We start from the raw sequence: 23849 nt of genomic DNA on the forward strand, positions 1-23849 counted from the left end.
TCCCCGGGAGATCGCATGTTTTCCGTCGAAGTCCGTGACCGCATCATGATCGGCCATTCCCTGCCCGATCCCTTCTTCGGTCCGGCGCAGAACATGCACGGCGCCACCTTCGTGGTCGATGTCGCCTTCTTCAGGGAGACGCTGAACCGCCAGAACGTCGTCGTCGATATCGGCGCGGCGCTCGACACCCTCGCCGAGACGCTGAAGCCGCTGAAGTACCAGAACCTCGACGCCCTCCCGCAATTCGGGGGCGTTCTGACCACGACCGAATTCCTCTGCAAGCACATCTTCGACGCCATGGCCGCAGCGGCGAAGGCCGGCGCGCTCGGCGCGGATGGCTCGGGCCTGAATAAAATTCGCGTCACCCTCCACGAGACCGATCTCGCCCGCGCCAGCTACGAGGGCGCGCTCGCGTGAGCGCCATCCTCCTCGCCATCCCCGGCGATATCGACGCACCGACGGGCGGCTACGGCTACGATCGGCGCCTGCTCCGCGAATGGCGCGAAGCCGGCGTCGAGGCCCGCCATCTCGCCCTGCCCGGTTCCTTTCCCCTCCCGACGGCCGAAGACCTTGCGGCGACGGAACAGCTTCTCACCACAGCCGCCCCCGGCGACATCCTGCTGATCGACGGCCTCGCCTATGGCGCCTTTCCGGAGGCACTCGCGGCCCGCTTCGCGGATCGGCTTGTCGCACTGGTGCACCACCCGCTGGCGCTGGAAACGGGGCTCGACCCCGAGACGGCGGAGAGGCTGCGGCGGAGCGAAACCCTGGCCCTGCGCCATACAAGGGCCGTCATGGTCACCAGCCCTGCGACGAAACTGACATTGGCAGCCGAATTCGGCATCGCAGCCGACACGATCGTGGTCGCGATCCCCGGTACCGATCCGGCACCCCGGGCAAAGGGCTCCGAACGCAGCAAAGCGCTCCACATGCTCGCCGTCGGCTCCCTCATTCCCCGCAAGGGCTATGGCGTCCTCGTCGATGCGCTGGCGGCGATCGCGGATCGTCCCTGGACCCTGACCATCGCCGGCTCGCCCGATCATGCCCCCGCAACGGCAGCGGCACTGCGCGACGATATTGCCCGGGCCGGATTGGCGGAACGCATCTTGCTGGCCGGTAGCGTCGGAGCCGAAAGGCTCGCCCGGCTCTATGACGAGGCCGACCTTTTCGTGATGCCATCGCTCTATGAAGGCTACGGCATGGTGCTGACCGAGGCGCTCGCCCGCGGCCTGCCGATCATCTGCACGCTGAGCGGGGCCGGCGCCGAAGCCCTGCCCGATGCCGCCGCCCTCAAGGTGCCGCCCGGCGACGCTGTGGCACTTGCCAAGGCGCTCGCCAGGCTGATTGATGCGCCGGCAGAGCGTCGGCAGCGTGCCGATGCCGCGTGGGCCGCTGCCGGCGATCTGCCGCGGTGGAACGAGACCGCGCGCATCGTCGCGCAGGCCTGCCTGTGCGAGGGCGGCCGAAAGGTGGGGTAATGGCTGGTTTCTCTCCGGAATGGCTCGCATTGCGCGAGCCGGTCGATCATGCGGCGCGCAATCCGCAGGTTCTCGCCGCGGTCGGTGGCTATTTCACTGAGAAGGCCTCGCTCTCGGTGCTCGATCTCGGCTGCGGCGCCGGCTCGAACCTGCGCGCGACCTATGCCGCCCTGCCCGACCGCCAGCACTGGACGCTCGTCGATTATGACGCCACGCTTCTCGCCTTCGCTCGCGAGCGCCTCACCGACTGGGCCGACGAGGCGCGCGAGCAGGGCGAGGAACTCGTGCTCGCCAAGGACGGCAAGGCGATCACGGTCGACACCCGCAAGGTCGATCTGAACAAGGATCTCGAATGGGTGCTCGGCTGGCAGCCCGATCTGGTCACCGCCGCCGCCCTCTTCGACCTCGCCTCGAAGCGCTGGATCGAGCGCTTCGTCGCTGCGCTGGCCAGCCAGCACCTGCCGCTCTATGCCGTGCTCACCCATGACGGCCGCGAAACCTGGCAGCCGGAGCATCCGGCCGATGCCGGCATCCATGCCGCTTTCACCGACCATCAGCACGGCGACAAGGGCTTTGGCCCTGCGGCCGGTCCGAAAGCTACCGAGATCATGGCGGAAGCATTCCGCAAATCGGGCTTCGCGATCTCGAGCGGAGACAGCAACTGGCTGCTCGATGCGAAACATCGGCCGTTGCGGGAAGCGCTGGCGGAAGGCATCGCCGCAGCGGCCGGCGAAACCGGCCGCCTCGACCCGAAGACGATAGCGGACTGGCTCGCGGCGCGCCGCGAGGCCAAGTCGGCGCTGATCGGCCATCAGGACCTCTGGGCCCGGCCGATCTGAGCATTCGTTCGAGAACCAAGCCCTCATCCTGAGGAGCGGACGCAAGTCCGCGTCTCGAAGGATGTTCCAGGGAACTCCGGAACCATCTGGAACATCCTTCGAGACGCAAGCTGCGCTTGCTCCTCAGGATGAGGGCTTCGCGCTTTTGCGCCCTACCGCACCCAGGGCAGCATCCGCCGCATCACGCCGTCCTTGAGGATCAGATAGTGATGCAGCGCAGCGCCGATATGAGCGAGCGCGAGCGCCCCGGTCGCCAGCGCGAGCTTGCCGTGAATGTCGAGCACGCGTTTGGCAGCCTCTTCGTTCGGTTTTGCCAGCGCCGGCAGATCGAACAGGTCGAAGATCGTCAGCGCCGGAAACAGCGAAACCCCGATCCAGCCGAGCAGCGGCACGACGAGCAGCAGGCCGTAGAGCAGCCAATGCACCAGATGCGAGGCCGCCTTCTGCCACCAGGCCAGCGTCGGCTCGTCCGGCGGCGCGCCGTGCAGCAGGCGGTAGGCGAGCCGTCCGGCCATCAGCCATAGCAGCAGGAAGCCGGTGAGCTTATGCGCGCTGTAGAGCCCGTTCGTCAGCCCGTCCCAGATGTTCAGCACATTGCCGCGATACGTCATGGTCAGGCCGGCCGGGATCATCAGGAAGACGGCCGCCACCGTGATCCAGTGCAGCGTCCGGGCCACCGGGCTGTAGGTGCGGGTTATCGGCATCTCGTCTTGCATCGGAAAGCCCCTGACCTGCTGCCGGAACGGCATTCATCCCACATTCAAGCGTTCGCGCCCATAGGACGGCGATGCGCTCTGGAGGTTCCCGCTTTCGCTTGCCGACAGACGCGACCTGACGTGGTTTTGATCGTGGAACCCGCGCCATGCCGGCCACGTTGCTGGCAGAGTGCACTGCGAAGCCCTATATCGATACCGATGGTGCCCTGGATGCCCCTCGGCCGGTCGCCGGCCCAATCTGACGGACTTTTCGATGCCTGAGTCGCGTACGCTCTTCGGCCCATCCCTCCAGACGGATCTCGTGAAGGTCGAACGGGCGATTGCCGAGTTTCGTGCCGGCCGGCCGGTCCTGCTCCGCGATGGCGATCGGCTTGCGCTGGCCCTCTCGGCCGAATTGGCCGAGGCCGGGCTTGTCGGCCGCTTCGACAGGCTGGCGCAGGGTCGCGGCCATCTCGTGCTGAGCGCGGCGCGCCTGCGCCGTCTCGGTGCCAGGGGGCGGCTCGAGACCGGCATCTTCGCATTGCCGAGCATCGACACCGGCCGCATCGAGGCCCTTGCGCTCAAGATCGACGGCCGCATGGATGCGCCTGTCGCGCCCGCCTCCGCCCTCGACGAGGCCGCGCTCGAGCTTTCGCGTCTTTCTCTGGTGCTGCCGGCGGTGATCCTCGTTCCGGTCAGCGCCGATGCGGTCGCCGGTGAACCGCTCGTCGCGGTCGAGATCGCGGCCGTGAACGGCTATCGCGCCGAGCAGGCGGCGACGCTGAAGGTCGTCGGCCGCGCCCCGGTGCCGTTGGAAGGCGCTCCCGATACCGAATTCGTCGTCTTCCGCGGCGGCGAGGGCCTGCGCGATCAGGTCGCGATCATCGTCGGCAAGCCCGACCTTACCGGTGCCGTGCCGGTGCGCCTGCACTCGGCCTGCCTGACCGGCGATCTGTTCGGCTCGCTGAAATGCGATTGCGGCGACCAGCTGCGCGAGACCGTGCAGTGGATGGCCGAGAACGAGGGCGGCGTCCTGCTCTATCTCGACCAGGAAGGCCGCGGCAACGGCATCTCCAACAAGATGCGCGCCTACAAGCTGCAGAGCCAGGGCTGGGATACCTATGACGCCGACGAGGTCCTCGGCTTCGATCTCGACCAGCGCCATTTCGACTTCGCCGCGACCATGCTGAAGCAGCTCGGCGTCTCGCGCGTGGTCGCCCTGACCAACAACCCGCAGAAGATCGGTGCGATCGAGGCAGCAGGGCTGGAGGTTGCCGCGACCCAGCGCGTGCTCGGCCGCCCGAACGCGCATAACGTCCGCTATCTCGCCTCCAAGCGCGACCGCGCCGGCCATTTCATCGACATGGACGCGCTGATGGCGCGCGCCGCCCCGACGGATTGACCGCGCGCCCGTTTGCGATCAGGCCTGGCTGATGCCCGAGCCCGACACCACCCTGCATGACAATCCCTCACGCTGGCCGCTCGCCAGCGTCTGCGCGATCGTGTTCATCGCCTGGCTCGCCCTGTCCTGGCCGTGGCTCTCGGGCACGCTGACCATCCCCTGGGACGCCAAGGCGCATTTCCATCCGCAGCTCCAGTTCCTCGCCGATGCCTGGCACAAGGGCCTCTCGCCGTTCTGGACGCCCTATGTCTTTTCCGGCTCGCCACAGGTCGCCGATCCGCAATCGCTGATCTTCTCGCCATCCTTCGCACTGATAGCCTTGCTGAACCCGGCTCCGGACTTTCGCTGGAGCGACGGAGCCGTGCTCGGCACGCTGCTCATCGGCGCGCTGTCGATCGTCCTGATCTTCCGTGATCGCGGCTGGCATCCGGCCGGCGCCGTCGTCGCGGCGCTCGCCTTCGCCTTTGGAGCGGCGGCCGCCTGGCGCATCCAGCATGTCGGGCAGGTGCTCAGCCTCGGCTATTTCGCGGTCACGCTCTTCCTGCTCTCGCGGGCGCTGGAGCGCGGCTCGATCGCCTATGGCCTGGCTGCCGGCATCGTCTCGGGCTTCATGGTGCTAGGGCGTGACCAGGTCGCGCTGCTCGGCGTCTATGTGCTCGCCGGCCTCGTCATTGCCGCGATCCTGATGGCGCAGAGCCCGTGGCGCGCCTTCCGCGCCAGCCTGCCACCGCTCATCGCCGGCACGCTCGGCGCCGTCCTGGTCGCGACGATCCCGATCCTGCTGACCGCCTTCATCGCGCAGGAATCGAACCGTCCCGTCATCGATTTCGTCGAGGCCGGCAAGGGCTCGCTGCACCCGGCCGCCCTGCTGACCGGACTCTTCGCCAATCTCTACGGCGCCGCCGGGCCGCTCGCCAACTTCTGGGGCGCGCCGAGCCCGGCCTGGGAGGCGCGCTTCGGCCCGCTCAGCCTCTTCCTCGCCCGCAACATGAGCCAGCTCTATCTCGGCCTGCTGCCGATGGGGCTGATCCTCACGGTGGGCCTCGTCCGCGGTGCGCTCTGGCGCCGCGAGATCGTCCCGCTCACCGTCGCGGCGCTGATCGTGCTGCTCTTCGCGCTCGGCCGCTACACGCCGGCCTTCCGCATCCTGTTCGAACTGCCCGGCATCAGCTTCTACCGCCGCCCGGCCGACGCGCTCTTCATCCTCGGTGCCTTGCTCGCCCTGCTCGGCGGCTACCTGACCCATCTCGTCATGACCGGGACCGCCCCGAAGGCGCGGCCCTGGCAGATCGCCGTTGAGGCCCTGATCTTCGCGGGCGCGCTCGCGCTCGCGCTCTGGCTCGCCTGGACGGTCGGGCGCATTCCGGTCGCGACCATGCCGCTCGTCATCGCGGCGCTCTGCGGCATGCTTTCGCTCGGCGGCCTCATTGCCGCGCACGGATTTGCCAAACGAGGCTCCGCACTCGCGGCGACCCTGGTGCTGGCCGCGACGCTGACCATCGACCTCGCAGTCAACAATGGACCGAGCGAATCCACCGCCCTTCCCGCAAAGATGTACGACGTACTGCGCAAGGACAGCAGCAACGACACCATCGCCCTGCTGAAGCGCGAGACGGCCCGCACCGCCGCTCCCGATCGGCGCGACCGGATCGAGCTCGCCGGCATCGACTTTCACTGGCCGAATGCCAGCCTCGTCCACGATCTCGACAACACGCTGGGCTACAACCCGCTGCGCCTCGGCCTCTACACCAAGGCGACCGGCGCCGGAGATCACGTCGCCCTGCCCGATCAGCGCACCTTCTCTCCATTGATGCCGGGCTACCGCTCCCTGCTCGCCGATATGCTCGGTCTGCGCTTCATCGCGACGGGCGTACCCGTCGAGCAGATCGACAAGCGCCTGAAGCCCGGCGACCTCAGGCAGATTGCGCGGACGAAGGACGCCTTCGTCTACGAGAACCCGCGCGCCCTGCCGCGTGTTCTGCTGGTCACGGACGCCCGGAAGGCCGATTTCGACGCGATCCTCAAGACCGGCGCGTGGCCTGAGGGTTTCGACCCACGCCGCACCGTCCTGCTCGACCGCGATCCCCCGCCCTTGCCCACCGGCCCGCTCGGCCCCGACAGCGTCGCGATCCGTGACTACGGCACCACGACCGTGACGCTGGCGGCCGAGACGGCACGCGGCGGCTATCTCGTGCTGAACGATGTCTGGCACCATTGGTGGCAGGTCGAGATCGACGGAAAGCCGGCCGAATTGCTCCGTGCCAATGTGCTGTTCCGGGCCGTCGTCGTGCCGCCTGGCAAGTCGACCGTGCGCTTCGTCTTCCGCCCGCTTCAAGGACTCTGGCAGGATATCGTCGCGCATCTGCGCAAGCCTCCGGCAGCGCAGCCAGGCTAGCGGCCAATCGGCGGCATGAAGACGAAAATCGCCTCTCCTGCCAGTTCTGGCCGCGCTGCCGTGGCAGAGAGCCCGCCTGACAACCAGACTTGCGAGACGATGATGACGGCGGCACCCGCTTCGATCCGGGCTGAGAAGGCGACACGGCGCGAATGGCTCGGCCTGATCGCGATCGCCCTGCCCTGCATGATCTACTCGATGGATCTGACGGTGCTGAACCTCGCCGTGCCGACGCTGACGCGCGAGTTGAAGCCGAGCGCCAGCCAGTTGCTCTGGATCATCGACATCTACGGCTTCATGGTCGCCGGCTTCCTGATGACCATGGGCACGCTGGGAGACCGCATCGGCCGCCGCCGCCTGCTGATGATCGGCGCTGCCTTCTTCGGCGTGGCCTCGACGGTCGCCGCCTTCTCGAACAGCGCGGAGATGCTGATCGCGATGCGCGCCGTGCTCGGCATCGCCGGCGCGACGCTGGCGCCCTCGACGCTCTCGCTGATCACCGTGATGTTCACGAACGAGAAGGAGCGCACCTTCGCGATCTCGATGTGGATCGCCAGCTTCTCGGCCGGTGCCATCATCGGCCCCGTCGTCGGCGGCTTCCTGATCGAGTATTTCTGGTGGGGCTCTGTCTTCCTGATCGCGGTGCCGCCGATGCTGCTCCTGCTCGCGATCGGCCCGATTCTGCTGCCGGAGTACCGCGCTCCCAACGCCGGCAGCCTCGATGTCTTCAGCGCGCTGCTTTCGCTCGCCGCCGTGCTGAGCCTCGTCTACGGCATCAAGCACTGGGCGGCCGATGGCTTCGACTGGCTGGCTGCCAGCGCGATCCTCGTCGGATTGGCCGTCGTCCTGATCTTCATCCGGCGCCAGAAGCGGCTCGCCGACCCGATGGTCGATCTCGCCATGTTCCGGATTCCCGCCTTCCGGGCGGCGCTGGCGATCAATCTCGCCGGCATCCTCTTCATGTTCGGCAGCTTCATTTTCATGGCGCAGTATTTCCAGCTCGTCGCCGGCTTGACGCCGCTCCAGGCCGGGCTCTGGTCGCTGCCCTCGGCGATCGCCTTCACGCTCGCCTCCTTCGTCACGCCCGCTCTGGTCGGGCGTTACAAGCCGGCGACCTTGATGGCCGGAGGCATGGCGCTCTCGGCGCTCGGCTTCGTCTGGTTGGTCTTCGCGCCGAGCCTGGTCCAGATCGTCTCGGCTTCGGTGGTGTTCTCGATCGGCTTCACGCCGGTGATCACGCTGACGACCGGCATCGTCGTCGGCTCGGCCCCGCCCGAGCGCACCGGCGCGGCCTCGGCCATGTCGGAAACCTCGGCTGAACTCGGCGGCGCGCTCGGCATCGCCGTGCTCGGCAGCCTGGGCGCGGCGCTCTATCGCAGCCGCATGGCCGATATCGCCGTGTCCGGCGTCAGTCCAGATGCGCTCGCCCCAGCTCGCTCGACTTTGGGCGGCGCGCTGGCGCTGGCCGCGGGGCTTTCGCCCGATCAGGCCGGGCCTATGCTCGCGCGGGCCAGCGAAGCCTTCATGGTCGGCTTCCGCGCGGCAGCGATCCTGTCGATCATCGGGATGCTGCTCTGCATCGCTATCACGTTGACGACCCTGCGCGACGCCCGCACGGGCGACGCGCACTAACGCTGGCTATCAAGCCAGCGCGCCCATCGCCGCGATCGGCTGGACGGGCAATCCGTCCAGCACTTTGGCAAGGCCGGCCGCATCGACCTCCCCGCCGCGCATCGTCTCGTCGCGATGGATGCCGCCGGCGATGAACAGGCTGTCGAAGCCCATCAGCCTTGCCCCGGCAAGGTCGGTGCGCACCGCATCGCCGATCACCAGCACCTTGCCGGGCTCGACCGAACGGCCGCCGCGGGCATCGGCAGCAGCCGCCAGCGCGAGATCGTAGGCCGGGCGATAGGGCTTGCCGGCCCAGGCGACGGAACCGCCGAGTTCCTCGTAGATCGTCGCCAGCGCACCGGCGCAGGGCAGCAGGTCCTCGCCGACATGCACGACGAGATCGGGGTTGCCGCAGATGAAGGGCAGGCCACGCCGCGCAAAGCGCTCCAGCAACGGCCGGTACTGCTCGGGCGTCTCGGTGCGGTAGTCGTTGAGTTCGGTCGCGACGACGATATCGGCCTTGTCTTCGCCGACGAGTTCGACATCCAGCCCGTCGAACACCGCCCGGTCGCTCTGCCAGCCGATATGGTAGGCTTGGCTGTGATGGCTCTGCGCGATCAGGGCGCGCGTGACGTCGCCCGAGGTGACCAGACGGTCCCAGGCCTCGCGCGGCACCCGCTTGGCGTCGAGCAGCCCGGCGACCTGCTGCGACGGCCCCGGCGCGTTCGAGAGCAGCACGACAGTGCCGCCGCGTTCGCGATAGGCCATCAGCGCATCGCAGGCCGGCTCCAGAGCCCAGAGCCCGTCATGCACGACGCCCCAGACATCGCTGATCAGCACATCGTAGCGGGCGAGAAGATCGCCAGCCTGCTTCAAAACCGGAACGCTCATCAGGAACGAACCTCCGCGGCGATACGCGCCTCGACATCGGCACGGCGCGGCAGCGGCGCCACCGCGCCATAGCCCAGCGTCGAGAGTGCCGCCGCGACATTGGCATAGGCGCCGGCGGCGAAGGCATCGCCGGTTCGCAGGTACTCGGCGAGGAAGGCACCGTCATAGCAATCGCCCGCGCCGGTCGCGTCGATCGCATCGACCTTGATCGGCCGGAAGCGCTCGCGCCGGACCGGCGTCGCCACCAGCGAGCCCTCATGGCCGAGCGTCAGCGCCACGACCCGCGCGCCGAGACCGAGATAGAAATCGACGATGGCATCGGGATTGTTGAGCCCGGTGAGCTGCGTCGCGTCGTCGAGGCCCGGCAGGATGATATCGGCCATGGCGCAGGCGGCATGGATGATCGCCTTCGCGCGGGTCAGCGGCCACAGCTTGAGGCGCAGGTTGGTGTCGTAGGCGGTCAGCACGCCCGCCTTGCGGGCGGTCTCGAACGCCTCGAACACCGCGTCGCAGGCGCTAGCCGAGATCGCCTGGCTGATGCCGGAGGCCTGGATGATCCGCGCCGAGCGGATCCGGTCGCGCGGCAGGTCGCGCGGGCTGTAGAGGCTCGCGGCCGAGCCGGCGCGCAGATAGGAGAAGACATGGCCCGACGGGCCGTGATCGACGAAATACAGGCCTGTCGGAGCAGTAGGATGGGTCGAGACATGCGTGTCGTCGACGCCTTCGCGCTTCCACAGGCCCCGGATCGAATGGCCGGCGCTGTCGTCGCCGAGCGCGCCGAGATAGCCGACCGACATGCCCTGCCGCGCTGCCGCGACCGCGCAATTCGAGGTATCGCCGCCATGGCCGAACTGGAAGGCGCCGCTCTCGGCACGGGTCGCATTGAACTCGCCGAGCGGTTCGCCGAGGCAAAGGAGATCGAAGCGGCTGTCAGTCACGTTTCAAACCATTCAGATGGCGCGGAATGCCGGGAAAGCCCTGCCTTCCTAGAGCATCGAATGGCAAAGTGAAATCCGCGACAGAGCCAGCACCACGCATTTCGGAGGAACGCGAGTCATCCCGGACGAAGCAAAGCGGAGATCCGGGATCCATGCCTGAATCTTGATCGGAAACGCTCCGGAATGGATCCCGGGTCAAGCCCGGGATGACGCCGTGGTTCAGCGGAAAATCAGCAAACGTCCGTGGCGGCAAACCGATAGTCAGACCTACTCCGCCGCTTCCCGCTTCGGCGCCGCGCTCATCAGCCGGTCCGCCAGCTTGACGATCTCCTGGCGTAGGGCTGCGTCATTGGCGCCCGTGCCTCCGGAGCCGGCCCTACGAAGAGCAGAGATCTCGTCCATGAGCTGGGTCCGATCCGCCCTCGCCTGGGTCAGAGCGCCCTGCAGCGTCTGAAGCTCGGCCCGCAGCATCTCGATCTGGCTCTCACGTTCGTTCTGAGCGCCCTGCAAGGTCACGACCTCCTCCCGATTCCGCTGTTCGGCCGCCTCATGGTCACTCTTCGCGGCGGCCAGCGCCAGATCCAGTGCTCCACGCATATCCTTGGTTGCGGCAAGTTCGGCCTGCTCCTGCCGAAGCTGCGTTTCGAGCTGCTGCGCCGCCACGTCTGCCGCGCTGGCACGGGCATCGGCGGCGGCGAGCCCGGCCTCGGCCTGCGTGGCGCGCGCGCTGAACGCGTCGGCCCGCACCCGCTCGCCATCGCGCTCGCCGGTCATCGCAGACAGAGCCGCCTCGCTGCGGGCAAGACGCTCCTCGGTCAGGGCGAGCTTGTCGGCAAGCTCGTCGCCCTTGCCTTGCAGCACCATGATGCGGGTTCCGTCCTCGACCTGCGCGACGCGCAGCTTCTCGGCATGGCTGCGGCTCTCTGTCAGTTCCCGCTCGCGCTCTGCCAGCAAGGTCTCGATCCGCCCGACGGTCTCACGCTCCTGCGCGAGCTCGCCATTGCGCGCGACCAGGTCGGCGCCGGTACCGGTCAGGGCCGCGCGCGCCTCTTCCAGATTGCGTTCGAGGCTGGCGAGATCCGCGACCCGCTTTTCCAGCGTAGCGGCCGTTTCGCCATGGCCGGAGCGCTCGCTTGCGAGCGCGGCCTGCATATCGGAAAGCGCGTTGCGCGTCGTTGTCAGATCGGCCTCGAGGCCGCCGATCCGGCCATCGCGCTCGCTAAGGTCACGGTCCAGCCGCCCGATCGTCATGTCGCGCCGGCCGAGCTCCTGCATCGCACCGGCCTTGGCGGCAAAGCCGCGCTCGGCATCCTGCTCGGCCGAGCGCATGCGCAGGGCAAGCTCGGCGCGCAAGTGGTCGCGATCGGCGGCAATCTCGGCGAGAGACAGCGGGAACGCCGCCTCGGCTCGCTTGCGTGCCAGCCTGTCGGCCCGCCGCGCCAGCGCCGGCACGGCCGCAAGGGCCAGCAAAGCGGCGCAGAGGAAGCCGAGCGCGAACAGCATGGCGGCTTCGATCAAGTCTCAGGGCTCCCGGCGGTGCAGCATGTGGGCTCAGGCCGAATCTGCCATGGCAGCCCTGTCATGGCCAGAGACAGTCGCCCGAACGTGAGGGCAACCATCCTTTCGGCACCGTACGCCCGCGGTTAGAACGGGTTCCAGGTCGCCTGCGGCGTGAACTTGAGATAGCCGAGATTGACGCCGAGCCGCCAGCCGACGCCGGTGCGGATCGGCACGACCGTGATGCCCTCCGCCGTCAGCGCCGTGAAGCCGAAACCGCCGATGAAATAGGCCGATCCGTCGACCCCGGCGAAACGCTGGTAGAGCGCATCGACCGCCGGCAGGTTGTAGACCAGCATCATCGTGCGCGCGCCCTCGCCGCCGAAATCGAAGCCGATCGACGGACCCTGCCAGAACACCCGGCGGTCGCCGGCATTGCGCGTGTAGAGCTGACCCTCGCCATAGCGCAGCCCGCCGACGAAGGCGCCGGAGGCCTCCTGGCCGAGGACATAGCCGTTCGGCTCGCCCCAGCGTCGCACGGCCTCCTCGATCGCCAGCGCAAGGCCGCGCGAGACGTTTCCGAAGAACTTGTGCCCGGAGCCGACGAGCTCGTTCTGGCTGAACGACTGCTGGTTCTGGTAGTTCTGGGCGCGCGCGCCCAGCGGCAATCCGCTCACGCTCGCGCCGGCCATGGCGAGACCGGCCTTGATCAGGTTGCGGCGGGTCTGGGTCATCAGCGACATCTCCAGGCAGGGCGCCAGACGAGGCAGAGCGCCGGGGCGGTTCGATCGTCCGTCCGCTCGGCACCGGCGGCGACTGCGCGGCAGCCGGCTCGGAATGGATGCGATACGGGCCGGGGGGCGGGCCGATCCTGGGCCATCCGCCGCCCGGCCGGGCGTCGAAGCGTGACGTCCGGCGAATGCGAATCAATTCGGTAACGGATTTGATACGCCGCAAATCTATCCAAGGCGTGAAGATTCCGGAGAGCCGATCGGCCCGGGATGGGACTTACCCGAGGATTTGATGCGATGAAGGCCGCAACAAGGCAGCGCTGGATCTCGCTCGCCGCCGCTGTCGTCTCGCTCGCCTTGATCGGACAGACGGCCCTTGCCAGCGCGCCCTCGGCCGCGCCGGAAACCACAGCGTCCAACCCCTTCCCGGCCCTGCCCTCCGGCTTGCCAGACCTGCCCTCGCTCGGCGAGGTGATGCAGCGGGACCTGCGCACCGGCCTCGCCATCAACGGCTTCGATCCCGTCTCCTATCGGCTCGGAGCCAGGCCCGCGGCGGGGCGCGCCGAATACGAGCTCATCCAGGATCGCTTCGTCTGGCGCTTCGCCTCGCAGGCCAATCTCGAAGCCTTCCGCGATGCACCGGAGGTCTACATGCCCGCCTTCGGCGGCTTCGACCCGACCGGCGTCGCCAACGGCGTTGCCGTCGACAGCGACCCCAGCCAGTTCGCGGTCATCGGATCGCGCCTGTTCCTGTTCCGCTCCGCCGCCAACCGCCAGCGTTTCCTGCAGAATGCCGGTTTGCTGGCACAGGCCGAGAGCCGCTGGAACGCGGTCCTGCGCTTCGTCGCGCGCTAGAACAGAGCCGGCCGCCTCAGCCGCCGCAATCGCCAGCAATGGCCTGGCGCGCCAGGGCCTCGCTCGATGCCGCGACGAAGGGCGGGTTGCGGAACTGCCGCTCGCTGCGGCCGTAATCGGGCAATGTCCCGTCGAGCGTCAGCACGATCCCGCCCGCCGCCGAAAGGATCGCGTCCCCGGCAGCGATGTCCCATTCCATCGTCTGGCCGCAGCGGACATGCAGGTCGGCCTCGCCCGAGGCGATCATCCCGAACTTCACCGCCGACGAAACCGGGATACCCTTGCTGCAGCACATGGATGCAGCGATGCCGTCGCTGCGGCCGTCGCCATGGAAGCGGCTGACCAGCGCGACCGGTCCGTCGCCCGGGACGGCGCGCACGCTCGTCGGCCGGGCCGCGCCCAGAAGGGTGCCGTCGGGGCCGAAATCCTGGACATAGGCCGATGTGCCGGAGAACCAGAGCCGCCCGGTCGCCGGGGCCGCGATCGCACCCGCGATCGGCCGGCCATCGCGGACGACCGCGATCGCAACGCAGTAGCTGTCGCCGCCCGCGAGGAACTCGCGCGTGCCGTCGAGCGGGTCGAGCAGGATGAAGATGTCGCCGGGCGCCGGGTTCTGTGCCGTCTCCTCGCTGACGATCGGAAAGCCGGGCAACAGGCGCACCAGCGCCTCCTTGGCGGCATAGTCGGCCGCAAGATCGGCGGAGCAGACCGGCGAGCCGTCGCTCTTGAGCGTGACGTCGCGCGCCGCCCGCTTCGCCAGCAGGACGGCAGCGCTCAACCCGGCGGCTTCCGCCAATTTGCGCCCCAGCCCGTCGCGGTCGCGCAGGCGGGGATCGTCACGGCCGATCATCGCGGCCCATCCTTCTCATAACGGTCCCGATATGGCGATTAACCACATGAAAACCAAGATAGCAGCATATCGAACGACAACGACGCCTCAATCCGGCGCAACCCCGTTTCCAGGACCTCGCCCCCATGACCGCCATCTCGCTCGAGCCGCTCGATCTGGCCGCGCTTCTCTGCAGCCGCGTCTGCCATGACGTGATCAGCCCGGTCGGTGCGATTGTCAACGCTCTCGAGGTTCTGGAGGAAGACGATCCGTCGATGCGCGATTTCGCGCTGGAACTGATCAAGAAGAGCGCGCGCGCCGCCTCGGCCCGTCTGCAATTCGCCCGCCTCGCCTTCGGCGCGGCCGGTTCCGCCGGCGCGATGATCGACCTCGGCGATGCCGGCAACGTCGCCAACGGCTTCCTCAACGACGAGAAGCTCTCGCTCGACTGGGACGCGCCGCGCGCCCTGCTGCCGAAGAACCAGGTCAAGCTCCTGCTCAACCTCTTGGTCATCGCGACGCAGGCCGTGCCGCGCGGCGGCAAGCTCGTCTCGCGCGCCACGGTCGAGGGCGAACAGGGCACGTTCGAGATCACCGCGACCGGCTCGCATGCCCGGATTCCCGCCCATGTCGAGGAGCTCCTGGCCGGGCGCTCGGAGACCGGCACGATCGACGCCCATGCCGTCCAGCCGCTCTATGCCGGCATGGTCGCCCGGGCTGCCGGGATGGGCATCACCTTCGCCATCGACGGCGACACGGTGACGATCAAGGCCGCCAAGGCAGACTGAATGGTTCGTTACCGGTCGAGACACGATCTCAACCGATCATAAACCGTTCTCCTGCTTTAGTTCCTGCAGCGTTCCGCGTTGAGTGAAGTTCCTGCATGGACGAGTTGCTGCAAGAGTTCCTGACGGAGACCGGCGAGAATCTCGACACGGTCGATCGGGAACTCGTTCGCTTCGAGCAGGACCCCAACGACCGCGATATCCTGCGGAACATTTTCCGGCTGGTCCACACGGTCAAGGGCACCTGCGGCTTCATCGGCCTGCCGCGGCTGGAAGCCCTGACCCATGCCGCCGAGTCGGTGATCGGGCAGTTCCGCGATGGCGCCACCGTCAAGCCGATCGCCGTCACCGCGATCCTGGAGACCATCGACCGGATCAAGGACATCCTGGCGGAGCTCGCCGAGAAGGGGCAGGAGCCCGAGGGCAACGACGAGACGCTGATCGGGGAATTGTTCGCTCTCGCTGAATACGCCAAGGGCGAGCTCAAGCGGCAGCCGCCCGCGCCTGACGGCGTGCTCGATCCCGTCGCCGCCTATCTCGCCCGCCACGGCCAGCCCGCCCCGGCCCCGCAGAGCGCCGAGGACATCGTCTTCCGCAGTGCGCCCGGCCCGCAGCGCGGGCGCGATGGCCGGATCGAGGGCAGCGAGACCAGCGCCGCCGCCGAGGAGACCCAAACCCCGTCCCGCAGCGGCGGCCCGGCCACGTTGCGGGTGAATGTCGACACCATCGAGCATCTGATGACGATGGTCTCGGAGCTCGTGCTGACGCGCAACCAGCTTCTGGAGGTCGCAAGGCGGCAGGAGGATGCCGGCCTCAAGGCCCCGCTCCAGCGCCTGTCGCTGATCACCGCCGAACTGCAGGACGGCGTGATGAAGACGCGGATGCAGCCGATCGGCAATGCCTGGTCGAAGCTGCCGCGCATCGTGCGCGATCTCAGCACCGAATTGGGCAAGCGCATCGAGCTTCTGACCGAAGGCGCCGAGACCGAGCTCGACCGCCAGATCCTCGACCTGATCAAGGACCCGCTGATCCACATGGTCCGCAACTGCGCCGATCATGCGATCGAACTGCCGGCAGACCGGCGCGAGGCCGGCAAGCCCGATCACGGCACCATCCGGCTCGCCGCCTATCACGAGGGCGGCTCGGTCACCATCTCGATCGCCGATGACGGCCGCGGCCTCGATATCGACCGCATCCGTAGCAAGGCCGTCGCCAAAGGTCTCGCGACCGAGACCGAGCTGGAAAAGCTCAGCGACGCGCAGATCAGCCGCTTCATCTTCCATCCCGGCTTCTCCACGGCCGATAATGTCACCGCGGTCTCGGGCCGCGGCGTCGGCATGGACGTCGTCAAGGCGAATGTCGATTCGATCGGCGGCACGGTCGATGTCGCCAGCCGCCCCGGTCTCGGTACGACGATCACCATCAAGATCCCGCTCACGCTCGCGATCATCTCGGCGCTGATCGTGGTCGCCGGCGAGGACCGCTATGCGATCCCCCAGATCGCGGTGCGCGAACTGGTCCGGGCCAAGGCCGGTGACGACAACCGCATCGAGGAGATCAACGGAGCCCCGGTGCTGCGGCTGCGCGGGCGCCTGCTCCCGATCGTCTCCTTGCCGGGGCTGATGGCCTGCCCCGGTGGGGAACAGGCCGGGCGGGCCGATGGCGAAGGCTTCATCGTCGTCACCCAGATCGGCGAACGGCAGTTCGGCATCCTCGTCGACAGCGTCTTCCACACCGAGGAAATCGTGGTGAAGCCGATGTCGAGCAAGCTGCGCCACATCCACCTGTTTTCCGGCAACACCATCCTCGGCGACGGCACCGTCGTCCTCATCGTCGATCCCAACGGCGTCGCGCGCCTGGTCGGGGCGACGATCTCCGAGAGCACGGACGAGGAGCCGCGCGAGGCCGCCGCCCAGGTTCATCGCGGCGAACGCACGACGATGCTCGTCTTCAAGGCCGGTTCCGGCAGCCTCCAGGCCTTGCCCCTGTCGCTCGTGACGCGGCTGGAGGAGATCGAGGCCGGCGAATTCCAGCGCAGCGGCAGCCGGACGCTACTGCATTACCGCGATCGTCTCGTCCCGGTGACGCCTGTCGCGGACACCCAATTGCGCAGCGAGGGCATCCAGCCGCTGGTCATCGTCTCGAATGGCGACCTCACCGTCGCGCTCGCCGTCGAGGCGATCGTCGATATCGTCGAGGACAGCTTCGAGCTCGAGATGGCGGCAGCGGGAGAGCGCGGCATCATCGGCTCGGCCATGATCCGCGGCCGCGCCACCGATATCCTCGACCTCGCCCATTACCTGCCACTGAACGAGCCCGGCTGGTTCGCGGCCGGGCGGAGCGCGGAGCCTTCCGGCCGCATCCTGCTGGTCGAGCCGTCCGATTTCCTGCGGGACATGCTGACCCCCGTGCTGAAGGCCTCGGGCCGGATCATCGCCACGCTGGCGGATTTCAGCGAGGCGAGCCTCACGGCCGCCGGCGAGCCGATCATGTCCGCGCTGCTCGACCTCGATCGCGACAGCGACGCCGCCTTTGCCTTTGCGACCGCCCTGCGCGAACGCGCCAAGGGCGAGCGCCTGCGCATCCTCGGCCTGACCACCTGCGCCACGCCCGACCTGCACATGCGGGCGGCCCAGGCCGGTTTCGACGACATCCTCGCGAAATTCGACCGCCGGGCCCTGCTGAGCGAGCTCAATGCGGCGGGCGCCGACCTGAGGCATGCGGCATGAGCTCGAGCGCATCCCCTCCCCCCGTGCCGGCAGCGCCCGGCTTCGGCGACTCGCTCGACTACGTGACGATCCGCGTCGGCGAACAGCTCCTCGGCCTGCCGATCGGCCGGGTCCAGGACGTCTTCATCACCAACCGCATCACCATCGTGCCCCGCGCGCCCGACGAGATCGTCGGGCTGATCAACCTGCGCGGCCGGATCGTCACCGCGATCTGCCTGCGCAAGCGGCTCGGGCGTCCGGTCACCCTCAAGCTCGACGGGCAGGGCCGCACCGAGCTGACGGCGATCGGCATCGACCATGACGGCGAGGCCTATGCGCTCATCGTCGACGCCGTCGGCGAGGTCATCCGGCTCGACCGTTCCACCTTCGAGCCGCTCCCGGTTCATCTCGATCGCGTCTGGGCGGCGCTGGCGACAGGCATCCACCGCCTGGCCGACGAGCTTCTCGTCGTCCTCGACCTCGACGCCGTCCTCGATCTCGACCTTCGCAGCGCGGCCTGACGGCGGCGCCACAGTTCTGGAGACCCAGTCATGAAATACTGCCTCGTCGTCGACGACTCAGCGGTGATCCGCAAGGTGGCTCGCCGCATCCTCGAGGGGCTGCAGTTCCGCATCGCTGAAGCCGAGGACGGCGCGCGCGCCATCGATGCCTGCAAGGGCGAGATGCCGGATGCCGTCCTGCTCGACTGGAACATGCCGATCATGGACGGCTACGAATTCCTGCGCACGCTGCGCCAGATGCCCGGCGGAAAGCGACCCAAAGTGGTCTTCTGCACGACCGAGAACGACATCGCCCATATCGCGCGCGCCATGCACGCCGGCGCCGACGAATACATCATGAAGCCCTTCGACAAGGAGATCGTGGCTTCGAAATTCCATCAGGTCGGATTGCTCTGAGCGAGCGCCTTCCGATGCGGGCGCGTCGGAAAACCTTCGCCCAGGATGCCTCGCCGCTACCGCCCGCCCCGTGAGAAACATACCGATGTTGTCTCCTCTCGCGATCCCTGCAAGCCCCGCATCGCGGCACAAGACCGTGGTGATCGCCGACGATTCCGTCGTCGTGCGCGGGCTCTTCGCGCGCTGGCTGGGCGAGGCGGGCAATTTCCATGTCGTCGCCGTCGCCGGTGACGGCGAGACCGCGGTCGCGCACGCCACCCGCTTCAAGCCCGACGTCATGGTGCTCGACCTCGACATGCCGGGCGTGGACGGGGTGGCCGCCCTGCCGCAGATCCTGAAGGAAAGCCCCAATACGGGCATACTGCTCGCCGCGACGCTGAACGAGCGCAATACCCGCCTCGCCCTGGAATGCATGACCCGGGGCGCAATGGACGTGGTCTCGAAGCCGGACAGCCGCAGCGGCATGACCCTGTCGCTCGATTTCCGCAGCGAATTCCTGCTCAAGCTCGGCAATATCGTCCACTCGCCGGTCAAACCCGGCTCGCTGCCACCCGAGATCGACACCGACCTGCCGCATACCGGGCCGGTCAATCTGCGCCCGCTCGTCTCGGTGATGCCGCGCTATCTCGTGATCGGCGCCTCAACCGGCGGCCCCCGCGCCGTCGCCAAGGTGCTCTTCGACATCGGCGAGGGCCTCAACGACCTGACGACGATCGTCGTCCAGCACATGCCGCCGCTTTTCACCGCTTCCTTCGCCGAGCAGGTCGCCAGCCATATCGGCGTCCCCGCTCGCGAGCCTTTCGACGGCGAGCGTTTGATGCGCGGCGCCGTGTATATCGCGCCCGGTGGCCGCCATCTCGGCATCGACCGCCGGCTCGGCCATATCGTCGCGCGCATCGGCGACGAACCCCCCGTCAATTTCTGCCGGCCTGCCGTCGACGTGCTGTTCGGCGACGCCGCCCGCCATCTCGGCCCGGCCGCGCTCGGCCTCGTCCTCACCGGCATGGGCAGCGACGGCACCGACGGTGCCGGCGCGCTGCGCAAGGCCGGCGCCGCCGTCATCGCCCAGAACGAGCCGAGCAGCACGATCTGGGGCATGCCGGGCTCGGTCGTACGCGCCCGCCATGCCAGCAGCATCATCGCGCTCGACGAGATCGGTGCCTCGATCCGCTGCCTCGTGCGCGGGGTGCAGCCGGTATGACCGAAGCCGATTTCTCCTTCCTCTGCCTGCTGCTCCAGCAGCGCTCCGGCCTGTCGCTGACCGTGGACAAGCGCTATCTCGCCGAAAGCCGGCTCGGCATCCTCTGCCGCCGGCGCGGCATCGCCGATATCGAGGCGCTCGTGCGCCAGCTCCGGATGGCCCGCGACCCGGGCCTGGAGAGCGCCGTGGTCGATGCCATGACCACCAACGAGACCCTGTTCTTCCGCGACCAGACGCCGTTCAACCTGTTCCGGGACGTCATCCTGCCCGAGCGGCTGGCCGCCAACGCCGCCAGCCGTTCGCTGCGGATCTGGTGCGCGGCCGTCTCCAGCGGCCAGGAAGCCTATTCGCTGGCGATGCTGATCGACGAGTTCGGCGAACGGCTCGCCGGCTGGAAGATCGAGATCCTGGGAACGGACATCTCCGCCGAGATCCTGGAGAAGGCCCGGGCCGGCATCTACAGCCAGTTCGAGATCCAGCGCGGCCTGCCGATCCAGATGCTGCTGAAGCATTTCCAGCAGGTCGGAGACAAGTGGCAGGTTTCGCAGCGCATCCGCGCGATGGTCGAGTTCAGGCAGCACAACCTGCTGGAGCGCAACGACCCGTTCGGCCGGTTCGACGTGATCTTCTGCCGCAACGTCCTGATCTATTTCGACGTCCCCACCAAGGTGAAGGTGCTGGAGCAGCTCGCGCCTCGCCTCGTGCCGGATGGCGCCTTCCTGCTCGGCGCCGCCGAGACCGTGCTCGGGCTGGCGACGAAGCTCGTCTGCGACCCGCAGCATCGTGGCCTCTACCGGCACGCCGCAATGGCGGCCCCGCTCGCCGCCGCCTCCGCGACGGGCCTCCGGCCGCACCCCGCCATTGCCGCCACTGCGCTGCGCGGCTGATCCGTCCGCGCCTCGCACGACCGAGCCCGTCATTGCGAGCGCAGCGAAGCAATCCAGGGGGACTGGGCGCAACGGTTCCACCCAATCCTCCTGGATTGCTTCGCCGCTTCGCTCCTCGCAATGACGGGAAGGCGTTCTCGGGCGGGCCAGAAGCCGCTCCCGGCAGAGGCTGCCCGCTTCAGCACCCCACAAACAAAAACCCCGCCTCTCGGCGGGGTCCCCGTCGACCTGTCGTGTACATCCGACGATCAGGTCAAGAACTGGTATGGCATCGCTTCATGACCGCCCGATGACGGGCCGGCCAACCGAATGCGTCAGGCCGGGATTCGTTCCTCGGCCTCGGACGGCTCGCGCAGCACATAGCCGCGGCCCCAGACGGTCTCGATGTAGTTCTTGCCGTCCGACGCGTTGGCGAGCTTCTTGCGCAGCTTGCAGATGAAGACGTCGATGATCTTGAGCTCGGGCTCGTCCATGCCGCCATAGAGATGGTTGAGGAACATCTCCTTGGTCAGCGTCGTGCCCTTGCGGAGCGAGAGCAGCTCCAGCATCTGGTATTCCTTGCCGGTCAGGTGCACGCGGGCGGCATCGACCTCGACCGTCTTGGTGTCGAGATTGACGACCAGGTCGCCGGTGGTGATGACCGACTGGGCATGGCCCTTCGAGCGGCGCACGATCGCATGGATGCGGGCGACGAGTTCGTCCTTGTGGAACGGCTTGGTGAGATAGTCGTCGGCGCCGAAGCCGAGGCCCTTCACCTTGTCCTCGATACCGGCGAGGCCGGAGAGGATCAGGATCGGCGTCTTGACCTTGGCGACGCGAAGCGAGCGCAGCACCTCGTAACCCGACATGTCGGGGAGATTCAGGTCGAGCAGGATGATGTCGTAGTCGTAGAGCTTGCCGAGATCGACGCCCTCTTCGCCGAGATCCGTCGTATAGACGTTGAAGCTCTCCGACTTGAGCATGAGCTCGATGCTTTGAGCGGTCGCGCTATCGTCCTCGATCAGCAGAACCCGCATGTCCACGTCCCCAATTTCGCCCGCAGGGCAGGTTTGACCGTTGTTTCCGCCCGGACCCGTTCGGCCCTGGACGACGACGCACTTGCCCAATGAAACGCCACGCGACACGCTACGAGGAAACTGGTTAACAAACCGTGATTCCCGAGCGCAAGCGCTTCCTCGGAGAAAGTGAACGATCCTTGTCGAGGTGAGTCGAATTTGACACGGATCGCTGAACTTCCCGGCCGCGAAAGCGCCTTTCGCGGAGGGTTGCCGCGGGAAACAGCGCCATAATGGCTCTGCGACACATGGCAGCCTCGAACCACAGTGTTAATCACAGAGCTTAACAGCCGGTAAATGAGCGCAATTTGTTAGGAACCCTTACCAAATCATCCACAGGGCCGGCCGACCCCGAATTTGGCCAGGACCTGATCCACCGCATGGCCAGAATATTCCGATGAATTCCCCGTCCCACGGCCACGACCGCCTCTCCGCCCTGGCGTCCGCCATCGAGCATCTCGAAGGCGTGACCGTCTATGGCCGCGTCATCGGCGTGCGCGGCCTGCTCGTCGAGGTTGCCGGGCCGATCGGCGCGATGAGCCTGGGCGGGCGCGTCGGCATCGAGATCGCACCGGGCACGCGCGTTCCCTGCGAGGTCATCGGCTTCTCCGGCGACAAGGCCCTGGTCATGCCCTTCGGCGGGCTCGATGGCGTCCGTCGCGGCTGCCCCGTGCATGTCGATCGCGCTCAACCCGGCCTGAGGCCGACATCCGCCTGGCTCGGCCGGGTCGTCGACGCACTCGGCCGCCCGGTCGATGGTGGCCCGCCTCTGCCGCAGGGCGACACGCTGTTCGCCTTCCGCAATGATCCCCCGCCGGCCCATGCGCGGCGCCGCGTCGGCCACCCGCTCGATCTCGGCGTACGCGCCCTCAACACCTTTCTGACCTGCTGCGTCGGCCAGCGCATGGGCATCTTCGCCGGCTCCGGCGTCGGCAAGTCCGTGCTGCTCTCGATGCTCGCCCGCTATGCGCAGGCCGACGTCAATATTATCGGCCTCGTCGGTGAACGCGGCCGCGAGGTGCAGGAGTTCCTGCAGGAGGACCTCGGCCCGCAGGGCCTCGCACGCTCGATCGTCGTCGTCGCGACATCCGACGAGCCGGCACTGATGCGCAAGCAGGCGGCCCTGACGACGCTGACGCTCGCCGAATATTTCCGCGACCGCGGCCTGCAGGTGATGTGCCTGATGGATTCGGTGACGCGCTTCGCCATGGCGATGCGCGAGATCGGCCTGGCGGCCGGCGAGCCGCCGACGACCAAGGGCTATACACCGACCGTCTTCGCCGAACTGCCGCGCCTGCTCGAACGCGCCGGCCCCGGCGTCAGCGACGGCGCGATCACCGGCCTCTTCACCGTGCTGGTCGATGGCGGCGACCATGACGAGCCCGTCGCCGACGCCGTGCGCGGCATCCTCGACGGCCATATCGTGATGGAGCGTTCGATCGCCGAGCGCGGGCGCTACCCGGCGGTCAACATCCTGAAATCGGTCTCGCGCACGATGCCGCGCTCTTGCGACCCCGCCTATTACCCCGTCGTGCAGAAGGCGCGCGCGACGCTTGCGACCTATGCCGACATGGAGGAGCTGATCCGGCTCGGCGCCTATCGCCAGGGTGCATCAGTGGAGGTCGACGAGGCGATCCGCCTTCATCCCGCGCTCGAAGCCTTCCTCAAGCAGGCCAAGGACGACGCCACCCCGCTGGGCGAATGCTATACCCGCCTCGCCGCCATCATGAGCGGCAGCGTCTGATGCTCGCCTCCCGCCGCAGGATGCCCGCCCGATGATCGCAGCGCTTCTGACCGGCCTCGTCGCCTTCATCCATGTCTATATCGTCATTCTGGAGATGCTCTGGTGGGACACCCCGCGCGGCCACAAGGCTTTCGGTCTCACGCCGGAATTCGCTGCGCGTTCGAAGGTGCTCGCCGCCAATCAGGGGCTCTATAACGGCTTCCTTGTCGCCGGCCTTGCCTGGGGGCTCTGGCTCGGCGCGGACGGCTTCGCGATCAAGCTGTTCTTCCTGGCCTGCGTCCTCGTCGCCGGACTGTTCGGCGCGGCGACCGCCAGCCGCAAGATCCTCTATATTCAGGCCCTGCCCGCCGCGCTCGCCATCGCAGCGCTGATGGCCGGAATCTGAGCGGCC

22 protein-coding genes are annotated in these 23849 nt (G+C 67.8%); 15 read left to right on the plus strand and 7 right to left on the minus strand.

Annotation, left to right across the window (positions count from 1 at the left end):
- Positions 1-15: 15 nt before the first annotated feature.
- From ACWIEX_RS16645 to ACWIEX_RS16655, 3 genes are read left to right on the plus strand one after another with little or no spacing between them, the layout of a single operon-like run.
- Positions 16-417 carry a 6-pyruvoyl trahydropterin synthase family protein gene (locus tag ACWIEX_RS16645; protein ID WP_454034111.1) on the plus strand — a complete coding sequence of 134 codons (402 nt, stop codon included), beginning with the start codon at positions 16-18 and terminating at the stop codon, positions 415-417.
- Positions 414-1478 carry a glycosyltransferase family 4 protein gene (locus tag ACWIEX_RS16650; RefSeq protein ID WP_454034112.1) on the plus strand — a complete coding sequence of 355 codons (1065 nt, stop codon included), beginning with the start codon at positions 414-416 and terminating at the stop codon, positions 1476-1478. The genes ACWIEX_RS16645 and ACWIEX_RS16650 overlap by 4 nt, the downstream gene beginning before the upstream one ends.
- On the plus strand, positions 1478-2317 hold the full coding sequence (locus tag ACWIEX_RS16655; RefSeq protein ID WP_454034113.1) for a class I SAM-dependent methyltransferase: 840 nt from the start codon (positions 1478-1480) through the stop codon (positions 2315-2317). Before ACWIEX_RS16650 ends, ACWIEX_RS16655 begins: the two co-directional genes overlap by 1 nt.
- A gap of 152 nt (positions 2318-2469) precedes the next feature.
- Here ACWIEX_RS16655 and ACWIEX_RS16660 read toward each other — a convergent pair whose 3' ends face one another.
- On the minus strand, positions 2470-3033 hold the full coding sequence (locus ACWIEX_RS16660; protein WP_454034114.1) for a cytochrome b: 564 nt from the start codon (positions 3031-3033) through the stop codon (positions 2470-2472).
- A gap of 253 nt (positions 3034-3286) precedes the next feature.
- Here ACWIEX_RS16660 and ribA point away from each other — a divergent pair, with 253 nt between their 5' ends.
- The 3 genes from ribA to ACWIEX_RS16675 all read left to right on the plus strand — a co-directional run bounded on the left by ribA (position 3287) and on the right by ACWIEX_RS16675 (position 8441).
- Positions 3287-4414 (plus strand): GTP cyclohydrolase II RibA, encoded by a 1128-nt coding sequence (ribA, locus tag ACWIEX_RS16665; RefSeq protein ID WP_454034115.1) that lies wholly within the window; start codon positions 3287-3289, stop codon positions 4412-4414.
- Between the two features lie 31 nt (positions 4415-4445).
- Complete coding sequence (locus ACWIEX_RS16670) at positions 4446-6809, plus strand: glycosyltransferase family protein (RefSeq protein ID WP_454034116.1); 2364 nt, start codon at positions 4446-4448, stop codon at positions 6807-6809.
- A 99-nt stretch (positions 6810-6908) separates the two neighbouring features.
- Positions 6909-8441 carry an MFS transporter gene (locus ACWIEX_RS16675; protein ID WP_454034806.1) on the plus strand — a complete coding sequence of 511 codons (1533 nt, stop codon included), beginning with the start codon at positions 6909-6911 and terminating at the stop codon, positions 8439-8441.
- Between the two features lie 9 nt (positions 8442-8450).
- Here the strand turns inward: ACWIEX_RS16675 and ACWIEX_RS16680 are convergent, their stop codons facing one another.
- The 4 genes from ACWIEX_RS16680 to ACWIEX_RS16695 form a co-directional block, all read right to left on the minus strand.
- Complete coding sequence (locus tag ACWIEX_RS16680; RefSeq protein ID WP_454034117.1) at positions 8451-9311, minus strand: TIGR01459 family HAD-type hydrolase; 861 nt, start codon at positions 9309-9311, stop codon at positions 8451-8453.
- Entirely contained in the window at positions 9311-10249 is a 939-nt protein-coding gene (locus tag ACWIEX_RS16685; RefSeq protein WP_454034118.1) for a sugar kinase, read from the minus strand. Before ACWIEX_RS16685 ends, ACWIEX_RS16680 begins: the two co-directional genes overlap by 1 nt.
- A 267-nt stretch (positions 10250-10516) precedes the next feature.
- Positions 10517-11767, minus strand: a complete 1251-nt coding sequence (locus ACWIEX_RS16690; RefSeq protein WP_454034119.1) for a coiled-coil domain-containing protein — start codon at positions 11765-11767, stop codon at positions 10517-10519.
- Positions 11768-11892: 125 nt separating this feature from the next.
- A complete protein-coding gene (locus ACWIEX_RS16695; protein ID WP_082617556.1) occupies positions 11893-12480 on the minus strand; it encodes a DUF1134 domain-containing protein in 588 nt (195 codons plus the stop codon).
- A 294-nt stretch (positions 12481-12774) separates the two neighbouring features.
- Between ACWIEX_RS16695 and ACWIEX_RS16700 the strand changes: the two genes are divergently transcribed.
- Entirely contained in the window at positions 12775-13332 is a 558-nt protein-coding gene (locus ACWIEX_RS16700) for a YHS domain-containing (seleno)protein (RefSeq protein ID WP_454034120.1), read from the plus strand.
- A 16-nt stretch (positions 13333-13348) separates the two neighbouring features.
- On the opposite strand, the gene ACWIEX_RS16705 is transcribed toward ACWIEX_RS16700, so the two are convergent.
- Positions 13349-14182 carry a 3'(2'),5'-bisphosphate nucleotidase CysQ family protein gene (locus ACWIEX_RS16705; RefSeq protein WP_454034121.1) on the minus strand — a complete coding sequence of 278 codons (834 nt, stop codon included), beginning with the start codon at positions 14180-14182 and terminating at the stop codon, positions 13349-13351.
- Positions 14183-14307: 125 nt separating this feature from the next.
- Here ACWIEX_RS16705 and chpT point away from each other — a divergent pair, with 125 nt between their 5' ends.
- From chpT to ACWIEX_RS16735, 6 genes are all read left to right on the plus strand, one after another.
- The gene (gene chpT, locus ACWIEX_RS16710; RefSeq protein ID WP_454034122.1) at positions 14308-14949 is read left to right on the plus strand and encodes a histidine phosphotransferase ChpT; all 642 of its coding nucleotides are present in this window, start codon (positions 14308-14310) and stop codon (positions 14947-14949) included.
- A 95-nt stretch (positions 14950-15044) separates the two neighbouring features.
- Complete coding sequence (locus tag ACWIEX_RS16715; protein WP_454034123.1) at positions 15045-17675, plus strand: chemotaxis protein CheW; 2631 nt, start codon at positions 15045-15047, stop codon at positions 17673-17675.
- Positions 17672-18175: a chemotaxis protein CheW gene (locus tag ACWIEX_RS16720; RefSeq protein ID WP_454034124.1), complete on the plus strand. Its 504-nt coding sequence runs from the start codon at positions 17672-17674 to the stop codon at positions 18173-18175. The genes ACWIEX_RS16715 and ACWIEX_RS16720 overlap by 4 nt, the downstream gene beginning before the upstream one ends.
- Positions 18176-18205: 30 nt before the next feature.
- Entirely contained in the window at positions 18206-18571 is a 366-nt protein-coding gene (locus tag ACWIEX_RS16725; protein WP_038359309.1) for a response regulator, read from the plus strand.
- A gap of 85 nt (positions 18572-18656) precedes the next feature.
- The gene (gene cheB / locus ACWIEX_RS16730; RefSeq protein ID WP_454034125.1) at positions 18657-19772 is read left to right on the plus strand and encodes a chemotaxis-specific protein-glutamate methyltransferase CheB; all 1116 of its coding nucleotides are present in this window, start codon (positions 18657-18659) and stop codon (positions 19770-19772) included.
- Positions 19769-20659, plus strand: a complete 891-nt coding sequence (locus ACWIEX_RS16735; RefSeq protein ID WP_454034126.1) for a CheR family methyltransferase — start codon at positions 19769-19771, stop codon at positions 20657-20659. The genes cheB and ACWIEX_RS16735 overlap by 4 nt, the downstream gene beginning before the upstream one ends.
- A 314-nt stretch (positions 20660-20973) precedes the next feature.
- Here the strand turns inward: ACWIEX_RS16735 and ctrA are convergent, their stop codons facing one another.
- The gene (ctrA, locus tag ACWIEX_RS16740; RefSeq protein WP_047580924.1) at positions 20974-21675 is read right to left on the minus strand and encodes a response regulator transcription factor CtrA; all 702 of its coding nucleotides are present in this window, start codon (positions 21673-21675) and stop codon (positions 20974-20976) included.
- Positions 21676-22111: 436 nt separating this feature from the next.
- On the opposite strand from ctrA, the gene fliI reads away from it, so the two are divergent.
- Together fliI and ACWIEX_RS16750 are read left to right on the plus strand one after the other, a co-directional pair.
- A complete protein-coding gene (gene fliI / locus ACWIEX_RS16745) occupies positions 22112-23458 on the plus strand; it encodes a flagellar protein export ATPase FliI (RefSeq protein WP_454034127.1) in 1347 nt (448 codons plus the stop codon).
- 31 nt (positions 23459-23489) lie between these two features.
- On the plus strand, positions 23490-23843 hold the full coding sequence (locus ACWIEX_RS16750; RefSeq protein WP_454034128.1) for a DUF1304 domain-containing protein: 354 nt from the start codon (positions 23490-23492) through the stop codon (positions 23841-23843).
- The last annotated feature ends 6 nt before the right edge of the window (positions 23844-23849 follow it).

Source organism: Allobosea sp. NPDC055353 (assembly GCF_053644975.1).

What these genes read in the sequence shown, in the direction of transcription:
- ACWIEX_RS16645 (WP_454034111.1), top strand. Translation starts at nt 16, where the DNA reads ATGTTTTCCGTCGAAGTCCGTGACCGCATCATGATCGGCCATTCCCTG.
- ACWIEX_RS16655 (WP_454034113.1), top strand. Translation starts at nt 1,478, where the DNA reads ATGGCTGGTTTCTCTCCGGAATGGCTCGCATTGCGCGAGCCGGTCGAT.
- ACWIEX_RS16660 (WP_454034114.1), bottom strand. Translation starts at nt 3,033, where the DNA reads ATGCAAGACGAGATGCCGATAACCCGCACCTACAGCCCGGTGGCCCGG.
- ribA (WP_454034115.1), top strand. Translation starts at nt 3,287, where the DNA reads ATGCCTGAGTCGCGTACGCTCTTCGGCCCATCCCTCCAGACGGATCTC.
- ACWIEX_RS16670 (WP_454034116.1), top strand. Translation starts at nt 4,446, where the DNA reads ATGCCCGAGCCCGACACCACCCTGCATGACAATCCCTCACGCTGGCCG.
- ACWIEX_RS16675 (WP_454034806.1), top strand. Translation starts at nt 6,909, where the DNA reads ATGATGACGGCGGCACCCGCTTCGATCCGGGCTGAGAAGGCGACACGG.
- ACWIEX_RS16680 (WP_454034117.1), bottom strand. Translation starts at nt 9,311, where the DNA reads ATGAGCGTTCCGGTTTTGAAGCAGGCTGGCGATCTTCTCGCCCGCTAC.
- ACWIEX_RS16695 (WP_082617556.1), bottom strand. Translation starts at nt 12,480, where the DNA reads ATGACCCAGACCCGCCGCAACCTGATCAAGGCCGGTCTCGCCATGGCC.
- ACWIEX_RS16700 (WP_454034120.1), top strand. Translation starts at nt 12,775, where the DNA reads ATGAAGGCCGCAACAAGGCAGCGCTGGATCTCGCTCGCCGCCGCTGTC.
- ACWIEX_RS16705 (WP_454034121.1), bottom strand. Translation starts at nt 14,182, where the DNA reads ATGATCGGCCGTGACGATCCCCGCCTGCGCGACCGCGACGGGCTGGGG.
- chpT (WP_454034122.1), top strand. Translation starts at nt 14,308, where the DNA reads ATGACCGCCATCTCGCTCGAGCCGCTCGATCTGGCCGCGCTTCTCTGC.
- ACWIEX_RS16715 (WP_454034123.1), top strand. Translation starts at nt 15,045, where the DNA reads ATGGACGAGTTGCTGCAAGAGTTCCTGACGGAGACCGGCGAGAATCTC.
- ACWIEX_RS16720 (WP_454034124.1), top strand. Translation starts at nt 17,672, where the DNA reads ATGAGCTCGAGCGCATCCCCTCCCCCCGTGCCGGCAGCGCCCGGCTTC.
- ACWIEX_RS16725 (WP_038359309.1), top strand. Translation starts at nt 18,206, where the DNA reads ATGAAATACTGCCTCGTCGTCGACGACTCAGCGGTGATCCGCAAGGTG.
- cheB (WP_454034125.1), top strand. Translation starts at nt 18,657, where the DNA reads ATGTTGTCTCCTCTCGCGATCCCTGCAAGCCCCGCATCGCGGCACAAG.
- ACWIEX_RS16735 (WP_454034126.1), top strand. Translation starts at nt 19,769, where the DNA reads ATGACCGAAGCCGATTTCTCCTTCCTCTGCCTGCTGCTCCAGCAGCGC.
- ctrA (WP_047580924.1), bottom strand. Translation starts at nt 21,675, where the DNA reads ATGCGGGTTCTGCTGATCGAGGACGATAGCGCGACCGCTCAAAGCATC.
- fliI (WP_454034127.1), top strand. Translation starts at nt 22,112, where the DNA reads ATGAATTCCCCGTCCCACGGCCACGACCGCCTCTCCGCCCTGGCGTCC.
- ACWIEX_RS16750 (WP_454034128.1), top strand. Translation starts at nt 23,490, where the DNA reads ATGATCGCAGCGCTTCTGACCGGCCTCGTCGCCTTCATCCATGTCTAT.